Source organism: Streptomyces sp. NPDC048370, assembly GCF_043200825.1.
GTDB lineage: Bacteria > Actinomycetota > Actinomycetes > Streptomycetales > Streptomycetaceae > Streptomyces.
This window is the reverse complement of sequence record NZ_JBICYI010000017.1, coordinates 22,560-35,801: the sequence shown is the minus strand read 5'-3', so window position 1 is coordinate 35,801 and position 13,242 is coordinate 22,560. Positions and strand designations below refer to the sequence as shown.

12 protein-coding genes are annotated in these 13,242 nt (G+C 70.8%); all 12 read right to left on the bottom strand.

The window, feature by feature from the left end; genetic code table 11:
* Window positions 1-10 precede the first annotated feature (10 nt).
* The 12 genes from ACGFYP_RS29680 to ACGFYP_RS29625 all read right to left on the bottom strand — a co-directional run bounded on the left by ACGFYP_RS29680 (window position 11) and on the right by ACGFYP_RS29625 (window position 13,236).
* Window positions 11-1,159 carry a caspase family protein gene (locus ACGFYP_RS29680; protein WP_393499953.1) on the bottom strand — a complete coding sequence of 383 codons (1,149 nt, stop codon included), beginning with the start codon at window positions 1,157-1,159 and terminating at the stop codon, window positions 11-13.
* Entirely contained in the window at window positions 1,140-1,529 is a 390-nt protein-coding gene (locus tag ACGFYP_RS29675) for a hypothetical protein (protein WP_393499950.1), read from the bottom strand. Before ACGFYP_RS29675 ends, ACGFYP_RS29680 begins: the two co-directional genes overlap by 20 nt.
* Window positions 1,530-1,536: 7 nt before the next feature.
* On the bottom strand, window positions 1,537-2,811 hold the full coding sequence (locus ACGFYP_RS29670; protein ID WP_393499947.1) for a serine/threonine-protein kinase: 1,275 nt from the start codon (window positions 2,809-2,811) through the stop codon (window positions 1,537-1,539).
* A gap of 157 nt (window positions 2,812-2,968) precedes the next feature.
* Window positions 2,969-5,452 (bottom strand): RelA/SpoT family protein, encoded by a 2,484-nt coding sequence (locus ACGFYP_RS29665; RefSeq protein WP_393499944.1) that lies wholly within the window; start codon window positions 5,450-5,452, stop codon window positions 2,969-2,971.
* 205 nt (window positions 5,453-5,657) lie between these two features.
* Window positions 5,658-6,209 (bottom strand): adenine phosphoribosyltransferase, encoded by a 552-nt coding sequence (locus ACGFYP_RS29660; RefSeq protein ID WP_393499941.1) that lies wholly within the window; start codon window positions 6,207-6,209, stop codon window positions 5,658-5,660.
* Window positions 6,206-7,306: a protein translocase subunit SecF gene (gene secF, locus ACGFYP_RS29655; protein WP_393499938.1), complete on the bottom strand. Its 1,101-nt coding sequence runs from the start codon at window positions 7,304-7,306 to the stop codon at window positions 6,206-6,208. Before secF ends, ACGFYP_RS29660 begins: the two co-directional genes overlap by 4 nt.
* Window position 7,307: 1 nt before the next feature.
* Window positions 7,308-9,113, bottom strand: a complete 1,806-nt coding sequence (gene secD, locus ACGFYP_RS29650; protein ID WP_393499935.1) for a protein translocase subunit SecD — start codon at window positions 9,111-9,113, stop codon at window positions 7,308-7,310.
* 144 nt (window positions 9,114-9,257) lie between these two features.
* Window positions 9,258-9,743, bottom strand: coding sequence for a preprotein translocase subunit YajC (yajC, locus tag ACGFYP_RS29645; protein ID WP_393499932.1), 486 nt, complete (start codon window positions 9,741-9,743; stop codon window positions 9,258-9,260).
* 165 nt (window positions 9,744-9,908) lie between these two features.
* Window positions 9,909-10,988, bottom strand: coding sequence for a Holliday junction branch migration DNA helicase RuvB (gene ruvB / locus ACGFYP_RS29640; protein WP_393499928.1), 1,080 nt, complete (start codon window positions 10,986-10,988; stop codon window positions 9,909-9,911).
* A gap of 202 nt (window positions 10,989-11,190) precedes the next feature.
* On the bottom strand, window positions 11,191-11,823 hold the full coding sequence (ruvA, locus tag ACGFYP_RS29635) for a Holliday junction branch migration protein RuvA (RefSeq protein WP_393499925.1): 633 nt from the start codon (window positions 11,821-11,823) through the stop codon (window positions 11,191-11,193).
* Window positions 11,820-12,353, bottom strand: a complete 534-nt coding sequence (gene ruvC, locus ACGFYP_RS29630) for a crossover junction endodeoxyribonuclease RuvC (RefSeq protein WP_393499921.1) — start codon at window positions 12,351-12,353, stop codon at window positions 11,820-11,822. Before ruvC ends, ruvA begins: the two co-directional genes overlap by 4 nt.
* Before the next feature lie 130 nt (window positions 12,354-12,483).
* Window positions 12,484-13,236 carry a YebC/PmpR family DNA-binding transcriptional regulator gene (locus tag ACGFYP_RS29625; protein WP_158985482.1) on the bottom strand — a complete coding sequence of 251 codons (753 nt, stop codon included), beginning with the start codon at window positions 13,234-13,236 and terminating at the stop codon, window positions 12,484-12,486.
* Window positions 13,237-13,242: the final 6 nt, after the last annotated feature.

Sequence of the window (13,242 nt, the reverse complement as noted above, 5' to 3'; positions counted from 1 at the left end):
TCCGCGGGTCTCAGGGCCGGCGAGGCGGCTGCGCCGCTCTCTCCACGCTGTCCAGGGCGTGCCGGAGCACCTCGCACGCCTGGCTGTGGTTCCCGGCCGTCTGCAGGAGTTCCGCGAGCCGGCGGCAGACGGTGACCGCTTCGGGCCCGAACCGCTTGTGGGTGTGGTGGAACGCGCTCTCCAGCACCTCGATGGCCTGCTGGTCCTGACCGGTCTCGGTGAGCAGCTCGGCCAGTTCCAGGTGCACGCCGACGGAGTCGCCGTCCGCGTCCGGGACGCTGCTCTGGAGGATCATGCGCAGGACGGGCAGCGCGTCGCGGCCACGTCCGGCGGCCCGGAGGAGCCGGGCCAGCTGCAGACCCGACGAGATCATCGCGGCCTCGACCTCGGCGTCGATGACGGGTCCGGCCGAGGCTCCCGGTGCCGCTTGGGCGCGGTTGCGGACGAGTGGGAGCCGGCCGATGTCGTTCTCCTGGCTGCGCTGGGGCAGCGGCCGGTTCTTGGAGCGCAGCCGGGCGTCCACGGCCCGGTAGAGCGTCTCCAGGTCCAGAGTCTCCGGCTCGTCGGGGAGGCCTCGGGTCAGCACGTGGAGCAGCTCGCCGGTGAAGGCCGTGTGGCGTTCGCCGTCGGGTGCGAGGGCCACGTGGTCGCGGGGCGATGCCGTCAGTACGTAGGCGCCCTGGACACCGGCCTGGGCGGCGAGGGCGTGGGGTGTGCTGAGGGTTCGGGCGGCCCGGCCGCTGAAGCAACAGTCCAGGATCACGATCTTGCGGCGGGCCTGGGAGGCGAGGATCGCGGCGCGCAGGTGCCGGTACTCGACCGCCGTGTAGCCCAGTCCTTCCCGGGAGCCGGTGAGGCCGACGTACAGGTCCGCAGAGTCCGAGTCCCTGAGACCGTGCCCGCAGTAGTACACGAGCAGGGTGTCCGAGGCCCGTTCCCCCGCGGCGTACACCGGATCCAGCAGGGCGGCGGGCGTCTCGGGCTCGACCACCGTGAGGGTGTGGGCCCCGGGCAGACCCCACACCGTCGGATCCTGGAGGACGGCCGCCAGGTCCGTGACGTTGGTCTCGACGGCCGGCAGTTGCGGCAGGTGCAGGTAGCTGGAGGTTCCGATCAGTACGGCTGCCGAGGCGGAGGGGTCAGGCAGTCCCGCCGTCATCGGGCCGCTCCTCCCGGCCGGGTTCAGCCATCAGCTCGGCGATGGCACGAACGGTCCCCGCGTCCGCTCCCGTCACCGTGACCTCGGTGTCCCCCCGGCGCAGGGTCACGTCGGGCGTACGGCGGCGGGTGCCGCGCCACTGGCCGATGGCGACGGCCAGCTGGGTGGCGGACAGCCCGCTCGCCACGGTCAGGGAGATGATGTCGAGCAGGGTCCCCATGTGCTCGGGGTGAGGTGGGGCGGAGCCGGCCAGGACTCCGTGCGCGGAGGGTCCGACCTCGTCGTCGGCCTTGAGCCACCGCAGGAGTGAGCGCAGCTCGTCCTCGGGGTCGGCCGTGCCGGTCACGCGCACCTGGATCGTCGTCGACACGTGTTCGTCATCCTCTTCCGTGCGGGGTGGGTGCCTGCTGCACACCGGTGGCGACGGCACCGAACTTGGCCAGCGCCTCCGGCCCGGCTCCGAGTCGCGCCAGGCAGACGGCCTGCCAGTAGGCGCAGGTGAGGGCCGAAGGGTGGTCCGGTGGGTAGGCCGAGCGCCAGACTTCGGCGACCCCGCTGAGCAGGTCCACGGCCTCCTCGAGCGAGCCGCGCAGCACCAGGTTGACGGCCTCGCGCTGCTTCGCCTCCGCGGCCTCCGGCGACATCGCGCGCAGGATGTGGGCGCGGGTCAGGCTGCTGAGCGTCACGTCCGCGCCCTGCCCGACGCCGGTCACGTCGGCGGGGCGGACGTCGGCTCCGTTCGTCGGGGGCTCGGGGGTGAGGATGTTCTGCGGGACGACCTCGGTGTCCGAGCGGGGGCCCAGGGTGCCTGGGGTGAACCGGCCCAGGGCACGGTCCCGAAGCTCCCCGGTGACGGCCCGGGCGATCAACTGGTCCGCGCCTGCCGGCCGGGCCAGCTCTCGTATCACCTCCGACGGGGCGGGCCGGTCGGCCGGCTCCTTGCTCAGCAGTCGGTGGACGAGCTCGGCCAGATCGGCGGGAATTCCCATGCCGCCGGGGAGGGGGTCCGGCTGCTCGTACACGACCTGGTACATGAGCGCGGCCACGCCGCCGCTGCGCCCGAAGGCCGGCCGGCCGCTGAGCATCTCGTGCAGACAGGTGCCCAGGCCGTACATGTCGGCGGCGGGACCCACGGTCTCCCCCCTGAGGACCTCGGGCGCCATGTAGCCGGGCGTGCCGATGACGGTGCCCGTCGCGGTGAGCCCCCTGGTGTCCAGCAGATGGGCGATTCCGAAGTCCTGGAGGACCACTCGGCCCGTCCTGGTGAGGTGTACGTTTCCGGGCTTGACGTCCCGGTGCAGCACCCCGACCCCGTGTGCCGCGGCGAGCCCTGCGCACATTCCGGCGGCCACTTCCCGGGCCGTGTCCGGCGGCAGCGGACCGCGCTCCGTCAGCAGGTGCCTCAGGTCCACGCCCTCGAGCAATTCCATGACGAGGTAGGGGTGTTCGTGGTCCATGCCCACGTCGTACACGGCGACGATGTTGGGGTGCGCGATCCGCGCGAGCGCCTGGGCCTCGCGCTGGAGACGCATCCGCATGTCTTCGGAGGCGTATTCGGACCGGATCAGCTTGACGGCGACCCTGCGGTCGAGGGTGGTGTCGAGAGCTTCCCAGACCTCGCCCATCCCACCGGCCCCGAGGCGCGTCAGCATGCGGAACCGCCCGCTGATCACAGTCGACCGCTCAGCCACTCCCGCCCCCGTAGCACGCACGTTTCGGCCCCAACTCGCCCGCGCCTCAAGCATATTGGGTTCCACGGAGAAAGGGGCCCGTAGCGCATGCCCGGGCCCCTTCTCTTCGCGTGCGCCGTTACGGGCGCCGGGCCGACGTCACGCGGTAGACGTCGTAGACGCCCTCCACGCCGCGGACGGCCTTCAGGACGTGTCCGAGGTGCTTCGGGTCGCCCATCTCGAAGGTGAAGCGCGAGGTGGCCACCCGGTCGCGGGAGGTCTGGACGGCCGCCGACAGGATGTTGACGTGCTGGTCCGACAGGACGCGCGTGACGTCCGAGAGCAGCCGGGACCGGTCCAGGGCCTCGACCTGGATGGCGACCAGGAAGACCGAGGACTGGGTGGGGGCCCACTCGACCTCGAGGATCCGCTCCGGCTCGCGCGAGAGCGAGTCGACGTTGACGCAGTCGCTGCGGTGGACCGAGACGCCGCTGCCGCGGGTGACGAAGCCGATGATCGGGTCGCCCGGTACGGGGGTGCAGCAGCGGGCCAGCTTGACCCAGACGTCCTCGACGCCCTTGACGACGACACCGGGGTCGGCGCTGGAACGGCGCTTGGAGCGGCCGCGCGTGGGCGGGGCGGTCTCGGCGATGTCCTCGGTGGCGGCCTCCTCGCCGCCGAGCGCCTGGACGAGCTTCTGGACGATGGACTGGGCGGTGACATGGCCCTCGCCGATCGCCGCGTACAGCGAGGAGATGTCGCTGTAGCGCATCTCGTGGGCGAGGGTGACGAGCGAGTCGCCGGTCAGGATCCGCTGGATCGGCAGGTTCTGCTTGCGCATGGCCCGCGCGATGGCGTCCTTGCCCTGCTCGATCGCCTCGTCGCGGCGCTCCTTGGAGAACCAGGCGCGGATCTTGTTGCGGGCGCGCGGCGACTTGACGAAGCCCAGCCAGTCGCGGGACGGCCCCGCGCCGGCGGCCTTGGAGGTGAAGACCTCGACCAGGTCGCCGTTGTCGAGGGTCGATTCGAGGGGAACGAGCCGGCCGTTGACCCGGGCTCCTATGGTGCGGTGGCCGACCTCGGTGTGGACGGCGTAGGAGAAGTCCACGGGGGTGGCCCCGGCGGGCAGCGCTATGACGTCGCCCTTGGGGGTGAAGACGAAGACCTCGTTGCGCGACAGGTCGAAGCGCAGGGACTCCAGGAACTCGCTGGGGTCCTCGGTCTCCTTCTGCCAGTCGAGCAGTTGGCGCAGCCACGCCATGTCGTTGAGGTGGTCGTCCTTGCCGGTGCTCTTCGGCACGTCGGTGCGGACCTTGGAGGCCCCGGCGGACGGATCCTGCTTGTACTTCCAGTGCGCGGCGATGCCGTACTCGGCCCTGCGGTGCATGTCGAACGTACGGATCTGCAGCTCGACGGGCTTGCCGTTGGGTCCGATGACCGTCGTGTGCAGCGACTGGTACATGTTGAACTTCGGCATCGCGATGTAGTCCTTGAACCGGCCGGGGACCGGGTTCCATCGCGCGTGGACGGTGCCGAGGGCCGCGTAGCAGTCGCGGACGGTGTCCACGAGGACGCGGATGCCGACCAGGTCGTAGATCTCCGCGAAGTCACGGCCGCGGACGATCATCTTCTGGTAGACGCTGTAGTAGTGCTTCGGCCGGCCGGTGACGGTGGCCTTGATGCGGGCGGCGCGCAGGTCGGACTGGACCTCGTCGGTCACTATGGCGAGGTACTCGTCGCGCTTGGGGGCGCGCTCGGCGACGAGCCGGACGATCTCGTCGTACATCTTGGGGTAGAGGATCGCGAAGGCGAGGTCCTCCAGCTCCCACTTGATGGTGTTCATGCCCAGGCGGTGGGCGAGAGGCGCGTAGATCTCCAGGGTCTCGCGCGCCTTCTTCTCCTGCTTCTCCCGCTTGAGATAGCGCATGGTGCGCATGTTGTGCAGGCGGTCGGCGAGCTTGATGACCAGGACGCGGGGGTCCTTGGCCATGGCGACGACCATCTTGCGGACGGTCTCGGCCTGCGCGGCCTCGCCGAACTTGACCTTGTCGAGCTTGGTGACGCCGTCGACGAGCAGGGCGACCTGGTCGCCGAAGTCGCGGCGCAGGGTGTCGAGGCCGTACTCGGTGTCCTCGACGGTGTCGTGCAGCAGACCGGCCATGAGCGTCGCCGGGTCCATGCCGAGCTCGGCGAGGATGGTGGTGACGGCGAGCGGGTGGGTGATGTACGGGTCGCCGCTCTTGCGCTTCTGGCCGCGGTGCCAGCGCTCGGCGACCTGGTAGGCCCGCTCGACCTGGCGGAGGGTCGCCGTCTCGATCTTCGGGTCGTTGGAGCGGACGATCCGGAGCAGCGGTTCGAGGACCGGGTTGTACGGGGAGGAGCGCTGGACGCCGAGCCGGGCGAGGCGGGCGCGGACGCGGTTGGACGAGCCGCCGGAGCGGGTGGCGGGGGTGGGCGCGGGCTTCGCCGTGGGGGCCTGGGCCGGTGCCGGGGCGGGGGCCACGGGCGCGGGCCTGCTCTCCGCGGGCTTGTTCTGGGGCGTCGCGGTTCCGCCTGACGCAACGGCCTTCTCGGCCTTCGGGTCGGGCTGCGCGGCGGAGAGTGGCTGGGCCTCGTCTGGCAAGAGCGCTCCTCGTGCGGTACCGGGTCCCCCGGTCAGGCCCGGAAAGGCCATGGTATCGACCCCGGGGCCGCCGTGCTCACGCGTGCGAGTGGTGAGACGGGCGCCACGCGCGCGGGGGTCCCGTTCCGGGACATACCGGGAGAACGGCGAGGGCGCCCCGGGGATTCCCCGGGGCGCCCTCTCACCACAGGCGGGTGCCGTGGTGTCAGACCGTGATCAGCGCCTCCAGCGGAGCGCCGCGCAGGGCGGGCTCCAGGCGGGCCCGGCCGGGCAGGAAGCCGAGCTCCATGAGGACGGCGACGCCCGCGATCTCGGCGCCCGCGCGCCGGATGAGCTCGATGGAGGCCTCGGCCGTACCACCGGTGGCGAGGACGTCGTCGATGACCATGACGCGGTCGCCCGCGGCCAGGTCCTCGGCGTGCACCTCGATCTCGGCGGTGCCGTACTCCAGCTCGTAGGCCTGCCGCAGCGTCGCTCCGGGGAGCTTGCCGGCCTTGCGGACCGGGACGAAGCCCAGGCCCGCGCGGACGGCGACCGGCGCGGCGAGGATGAAGCCACGCGCCTCGAGGCCGACGATCTTCGTCGCACCGTGCGTGGCGCACAGCGCGGCGAGGCTGTCGGTGAGCGCGGTGAACGCCTCCGGGTCCGCGAGCAGCGGCGTGATGTCCTTGAACAGCACGCCCGGCTTCGGATAGTCGGGGACGTCACGGATCCGGCTGAGGAGCAGAGCGGTGGTGTCCTGGGCCTCGGCGGTCATCCGCGCTGCTCCGACGCCCGGCCACGACGGCCGCGCTGGCCGACGACGGCGGTGCGATCGTCGTCCTCGTCGAAGCCGTCACGGTGCTCGTCCGAGTCGGCGTCCTCCAGGCTCTCGCCCTTGGCGGCGGCCGACGCCCGCTTGGCGAGCACGCGCTTCTTGAGGGCCTTGATCGCCGGCTCGCGCTCCTTGAGGTCGGCGACGAGCGGGGTGGCGATGAAGATCGAGGAGTACGCGCCGGCGGCGAGACCGACGAAGAGCGACAGCGAGATGTCGTTCAGCATGCCGGCGCCGAGGACGCCACCACCGATGAAGAGCAGACCGGCGACCGGCAGCAGGGCGACGACGGTGGTGTTGATCGAGCGGACCAGGGTGCCGTTGATCGAGCGGTTGGCCAGGTCGCTGTACGTGTACCGGGTCTGCTTGGTGATGTCCTTCGTCTGTTCCTTGAGGGAGTCGAAGACGACGACGGTGTCGTACAGCGAGTAGCCGAGGATCGTCAGCAGACCGATGACGGTACCGACCGTGACCTCGAACCCGACGAGTGTGTAGATGCCGACGGTGATGGTCAGGTCGTGGATCAGGGCGATGAGCGCCGCGACCGCCATTCTCCATTCGAAGGCGATGGCGAGATAGATGACGACAAGGATCATGAAGACCGCGAGACCGGTCCATGCCTTGTTGGCGATCTGCTCACCCCAGCTGGGGCCGACCAGCTCCGCCGCGATCTTGCTCTCGGCGATGTTGAGGTCCTTGGCGAGCTCGGAGCGGACCTTGTCGGACTGCGAGGTGTCGAGGCCGCCGACCTGGATGCGCAGCGCACCGCTGCCGAGCTTCTGGACCACCGCTTCGTGGCCGGAGGCCTCTTCCGCGTACTCCTGGGCCTGGGAGACCGAGACCTCGGACTTCGGGGTGGTGAAGACGGCACCGCCCTGGAACTCGATGCCCATGTTCAGGCCGCGGACCGCCAGCGCCACGATCGCCGTGATGGTGATCAGGATGGAGATGCTGTACCAGAGCTTGCGGTTGCCGATGAAGTCGTAGGCGACCTCACCGCGGTTGAGCCGGGCGCCGAGACTGTCGCGCTTCTTCGCCATCTCACGCCTCCTTCGGGTGGTCGACGGGGGCGTTGGCACGGCGGGAGCGGCGCAGCGGCGGCTTGGCGCCGAGGCGCTTGGGGTCCAGTCCGGACCAGGCGTGACCGTCGCCGTAGAACTTGGTGCGGGCGAGCAGCGTCATCAGCGGCTTGGTGAAGAGGAACACCACGACCACGTCGAGCAGGGTGGTCAGACCGAGGGTGAACGCGAAGCCCTGGACCTTGCCGACGGTGACGACGAAGAGCACCGCCGCGGCGAGGAACGACACGAAGTCGGAGACCAGGATCGTGCGGCGGGCACGGGGCCAGGCCCGCTCGACGGCCGGGCGCAGCGTGCGGCCCTCGCGGACCTCGTCGCGGATGCGTTCGAAGTAGACGATGAACGAGTCGGCGGTGATACCGATGGCGACGATCGCGCCACAGACGGCCGGCAGGTTCAGCGCGAAGCCGATGGCCGGGCCGAGCAGGGACATGATCACGTACGTCAGCAGGGCCGAGGCACCGAGGCTGAGCAGGGCGATCAGGGAGAGGCCCCGGTAGTAGACCACCAGGTAGAGGACGACGAGTCCGAGACCGATGGCGCCGGCGATCAGACCGGCCTCCAGCTGCTCACCACCGAGGGCGGCGGTGACGGTGTCGACGCTCTGGGTCTCGAAGGAGAGCGGCAGGGCGCCGTAGGACAGGATGTTGCCGAGGTCCTGGGCGGACTGCTGGTTGAAGCTGCCGGAGATCTCGGCGTTGGCGCTCAGCGCCGACCGCACCGACGGGGCCGAGACGACCTCGCCGTCCAGGACGATCGCGAACTGGTTCTGCGGCTCCTGCTGCTGCGACAGCTTGCTGGTGATCTTCGCGAACTTCTTGGCGCCCTCGTCCGTGAACTCCATGTTCACGATCCACATACCGCGCTGCTGGTCGAACGTGCCCTGGGCGTCGTCGACGTCCTTGCCGTCCACCTCGGCCGGGCCGAGCAGGTACTTGGCGTCACCCTCGGCGCCGCACGCGACGGTCGGCTGCTCCGGCAGAACGGTACGGGCCGGGTTCGGCACCGCCTTCTCGGCTCCGGCCTTCTCGGCCTTGGGAGTGCAGTCGAGCGCGGCGAACTGCTGCTGAAGCTTCGCGTCGGCCGTGTCGGCCGGGGGCGGGGTCGGCGCCGTGGCGTCCGGGGACTTCGAGGCACCCGGAGAGGGGGTGCCGGAGGTGCCCGGGCTGGGCGCCTTCAGGGCCTCGCTGACGGCGCGCCCCTGCGTGGCACCCGTGGAGGGGGAGGCTGTGGAGCCCTGGCCGGCCTCCGGCGTGGCCTTGGCCGACGGGCTCGCGGAGGAGCCGCCGGACGGCTTCGCGGACCCGGAGGGCGTGGGCGTGGCCGGCGGCGTCGGGGTCGCCGGTCCGCTCGGGGCCCAGGCCAGGACCGGTCGGAAGTACAGCTGAGCGGTCGTACCGACCTGCTCACGGGCCTGCTTCTCGTTCACACCCCGGGGGATGTTGACGATGATGTTCTCGCGGCCCTGCGTCTGGACCTCGGCCTCGGAGACACCCAGACCGTTGACACGGCGGTCGATGATGCCGACCGCGGTGTTCATGTTGGTCTCGTTGACGGCGTCTTCCTTGCCGGGCTCGGCCTTCGCCTTGAGCGTGATCGACGTACCACCGGCGAGGTCGATGCCCAGCCTCGGCGTGGTGTGGCCGGACCAGAACATTCCGCCCGTGAGCGCGACCATGGCGATAAGGATCAGAGCCAGGGCACGCCCCGGCCTGCTCTGGCCCCCCGGGCCCCCCGCCGGCCTTCGGCCCTTCTTCGGTGCTGCCACCTTGTCGTTTCTCCCTGTCCAACCGTCCCGCGCCGGGTGTGCGCGGTGCGGCCACGAAGTGTGTGTGGGGACCTGCCCCCGCAGACCTGCAACCGTGCCGGGGACCGCGGACGCCTGTGGGCGATCCGCGGTCCCCGGTCGCGACTACTTCGCCTCGGTCTCGCCGTCCGTCTTGCCGTCCTTCTTGACCTCGGCGTCGGCCTCGACGGCCTCGACCTTCTTGGTCAGGTTCGGCTTGGCGTCCTCGACGGCCTCGTCCGACGCACCGGCCTCGGCCGGCTCCCCCGCCTCGGACGACTCGGTGAGCGAGGAGGCGTCGTCCGGGACGACCGTCTCGGCGTCCGGCTCGTCGCCATGGACGATGCGGTTGTACTCGTCGTCCGGGAGGACCGCGCCGATCGCGTTCTTCGCGTAGACGGCGTGGACGCCGGGCGCGACCTCGAGGAGGACGGTCTCGTCGGCGATCTCCTTGACGGTGGCGTACATCCCCCCGATCGTCCGCACACCGGTGCCGGGCTGCATCTCGTCGCGCATCTGCGCGGCCGCCTGCTGCTTCTTCTTCGCAGAGCGGGTCATCAGGAACATGGCCCCGATGAGGACGATGAAGGGGAGGAGGGTCACGATACTCACGGGACGGGTTTCCTTCGCACGGACGCGGAGATCCCGCGGCCTGATCTTCGGGGGTGGGCGCGCCGACCAGAAAGGTCGGCATCGGCGGAGTCTAGGCGAGTCCGCATCATTGGAACAACGTCCAGCATCGCACCGTGGTTCCTCGCCCGACGAGTCTCCGCGCCGTCACGCCCCGAAGAGCCCCTGTTGTCCGCTTCCTGGCGCGCCCGGGGCCGCTGCCTGCGGTGGAACGAGTCCGAGATGCGTCCATGCCGCGGGAGTGGCGACCCGACCACGGGGCGTACGGGCCAGGAGTCCTTCTCGTACGAGGAAGGGTTCGGCGACCTCCTCGACGGTCTCCCGCTCCTCCCCCACCGCCACCGCGAGGGTCGACAGGCCGACAGGGCCGCCGCCGAAGAGCTTGAGGAGGGCCTCCAGGACGGCCCGGTCGAGCCGGTCGAGGCCTCGGCTGTCCACCTCGTAGACGCCGAGGGCGGCGGCGGAGATCTCGCGGGTGATCACTCCGTCCGCCCTGACCTGGGCGTAGTCGCGGACGCGGCGCAGGAGGCGGTTGGCGATCCGGGGGGTGCCCCGGGAGCGGCCGGCGATCTCGGCGGCGCCGGCGGTGTCGATCTCGACGTCGAGGAGGCCGGCGGAGCGGTGGATGACCCGCTCCAGCTCGGAGGGGTCGTAGAACTCCATGTGGCCCGTGAAGCCGAAGCGGTCCCGGAGCGGGGGCGGCAGGAGTCCGGCCCTGGTGGTGGCGCCGACCAGGGTGAAGGGCGGCAGTTCCAGCGGGATGGCGGTGGCGCCGGGGCCCTTGCCGACGATGACGTCGACGCGGAAGTCCTCCATCGCCATGTAGAGCATCTCCTCGGCCGGGCGGGACATCCGGTGGATCTCGTCGAGGAAGAGGATCTCGCCCTCCTGGAGGGAGGAGAGGATCGCGGCCAGGTCGCCGGCGTGCTGGATGGCGGGGCCTGAGGTGATCCGGATCGGCGCGTTCATCTCGGCCGCGATGATCATCGAGAGGGTGGTCTTGCCGAGGCCGGGGGCGCCGGAGAGCAGGACGTGGTCGGCGGTGGCGCCGCGCTGGCGGGCGGCCCTGAGGACGAGGTCGAGCTGCTGGCGGACCTTCTCCTGGCCGACGAACTCGGTGAGGTCCTTGGGGCGCAGCGCCGCCTCGACGGCCTGGTCGTCACCCTCGGCGGACGCGCCGACGATGCGTTCCTCGACGGCCGGTGCGGTGTCGTCGTCCCAGTTCACGGTGTCTGCCTTCGTGGTGGTGGTGCGGGTGCGTACAAGGGGGCCGCTGCGCGGGGCTTCTTCCCCACCCCGCCCCTTCCCGAACTGGGGGCAAGCCCCCGGACCCCCGTACGGCCTGCGGCCGTGTCCTCAAGCGCCGGACGGGCTGATTTTCCCCAGTTCGGGAAGGGGCGGGGTGGGGTGGGGAAAGCGCCCCGCAGGGTCATCTCGCGCGGTTCAGGGTCTGCAGGGCCGCTCGGAGGAGCTGCGGCACCGGGGCCGTGCCGCCCGCCGCGATCGCGGCCTCGGCCTGCGGCGTCACCGCGGAAACCGCCTCCTCCGCCTCGCGCGACGCGTAGCCGAGGCCGATGAGCGCGGCGGAGAGCTGCTCCGTCCACGGCGCAGGGCCGGAGGCCACCGCGCGCTGCGCGCCGACGAGGCCGCTGGTGCCCAGCGGGGAGCCCAGCTTGTCCTTCAGTTCGAGGAGGAGCTTCTGCGCGCCCTTCTTGCCGATGCCCGGGACGGCGGTCAAGGCCTTCTCGTCACCGGTGGAGACGGCGAGGCGCAGGGCGTCGGGGCTGTGCACGCCGAGCATGGCCTGGGCCAGGCGCGGGCCGACGCCGCTCGCGGTCTGGAGCAGCTCGAAGACCTGGCGTTCGTCGTCGTCGGCGAAGCCGTAGAGGGTCAGGGAGTCCTCGCGGACCACCAACGACGTGGCGAGCCTGGCCTCCTGACCGATCCTCAGCCCGGCGATGGTGTTCGGCGTGCACTGGACGGCCATGCCGACACCGCCGACCTCGACGACCGCGGTGGTGGGGGCGAGCGCGGCGACCGGGCCGCTGACGAAGGCGATCATGCGGAACGGCCTTTCGATGCGTGATGGGCGGCGACGGCCTGCTGCAGGCGGTTCTGGGCCGGGGCCCGCCAGATGTGGCAGATGGCGAGGGCGAGGGCGTCCGCCGCGTCGGCCGGCTTGGGTGGGGCGGAGAGCCGCAGCAGCCGGGTCACCATGGCGCCGACCTGCGCCTTGTCGGCCCGTCCGCTGCCGGTGACGGCGGCCTTGACCTCGCTGGGGGTGTGCAGGGCGACGGGGATGCCACGGCGCGAGGCGCAGAGCATGGCGACGGCACTGGCCTGGGCGGTGCCCATGACCGTCCGTACGTTGTGCTGGCTGAACACCCGCTCCACGGCGACCAGTTCGGGCGAGAAGCGGTCGAGCCAATCCTCGATGCCGCGCTCGATGCCGACCAGCCGTATGCCGATGTCGTCGTCGGCGGCCGTCCGCACGACGCCGACGCCGAGCATGGTCAGGGGCCGCCCGGCGACGCCCTCGACGACGCCGACACCGCACCGGGTCAGCCCCGGGTCCACCCCGAGCACGCGCACCTGAGCCCCTCCCTGGACCGTATTCGTCAATCTGTTTGTGCAGGCTATCCGCCCGCACTGACAACGCCGCACAAACGGCGGCGGGCCGACGGGGTGTGTCCCCGTCGGCCCGCCGTCCAGGCGACCGCTCTCAGGCGTCGACCTTCTCCATGACCTCGTCGCTGACGTCGAAGTTGGCGAAGACGTTCTGCACGTCGTCGCTGTCCTCCAGCGCGTCGATCAGCTTGAAGATCTTGCGCGCGCCCTCCTCGTCCAGCTCGACCTGCATGGTCGGGACGAAGTTGGAGTCCGCCGAGTCGTAGTCGATACCGGCCTCCTGGAGGGCGGTACGGACGGCGACCATGTCGGTGGCCTCGCTGATGACCTCGAAGCTCTCACCGAGGTCGTTGACCTCTTCGGCACCCGCGTCGAGGACGGCGCCGAGGACGTCGTCCTCGGTGAGCTCGCCCTTGGGCAGCACGATGACGCCCTTGCGGTTGAACAGGTACGAGACCGAGCCCGGGTCGGCCATGGAGCCGCCGTTGCGGGTCATGGCGACGCGGACGTCGGAGGCGGCACGGTTGCGGTTGTCGGTGAGGCACTCGATGAGCACCGCGACACCGTTCGGGCCGTAGCCCTCGTACATGATCGTCTCGTAGTCGACACCGCCGGCCTCGAGGCCGCCGCCGCGCTTGATCGCCGAGTCGATGTTCTTGTTCGGGACCGAGCTCTTCTTCGCCTTCTGCACGGCGTCGAAGAGCGTCGGGTTACCGTCCAGGTCGGCGCCGCCGGTCCGGGCGGCGACCTCGATGTTCTTGATCAGCTTTGCGAAGAGCTTGCCGCGCTTGGCATCGATCACGGCCTTCTTGTGCTTCGTCGTAGCCCATTTAGAGTGGCCGGACATCTGCCT

Excerpts from the sequence above, each read along its gene's own strand:
- ACGFYP_RS29680 (WP_393499953.1), bottom strand. The coding sequence starts at position 1,159 with ATGACGGCGGGACTGCCTGACCCCTCCGCCTCGGCAGCCGTACTGATC.
- ACGFYP_RS29670 (WP_393499947.1), bottom strand. The coding sequence starts at position 2,811 with ATGCTGACGCGCCTCGGGGCCGGTGGGATGGGCGAGGTCTGGGAAGCT.
- ACGFYP_RS29660 (WP_393499941.1), bottom strand. The coding sequence starts at position 6,209 with ATGACCGCCGAGGCCCAGGACACCACCGCTCTGCTCCTCAGCCGGATC.
- secF (WP_393499938.1), bottom strand. The coding sequence starts at position 7,306 with ATGGCGAAGAAGCGCGACAGTCTCGGCGCCCGGCTCAACCGCGGTGAG.
- ruvA (WP_393499925.1), bottom strand. The coding sequence starts at position 11,823 with ATGATCGCCTTCGTCAGCGGCCCGGTCGCCGCGCTCGCCCCCACCACC.
- ACGFYP_RS29625 (WP_158985482.1), bottom strand. The coding sequence starts at position 13,236 with ATGTCCGGCCACTCTAAATGGGCTACGACGAAGCACAAGAAGGCCGTG.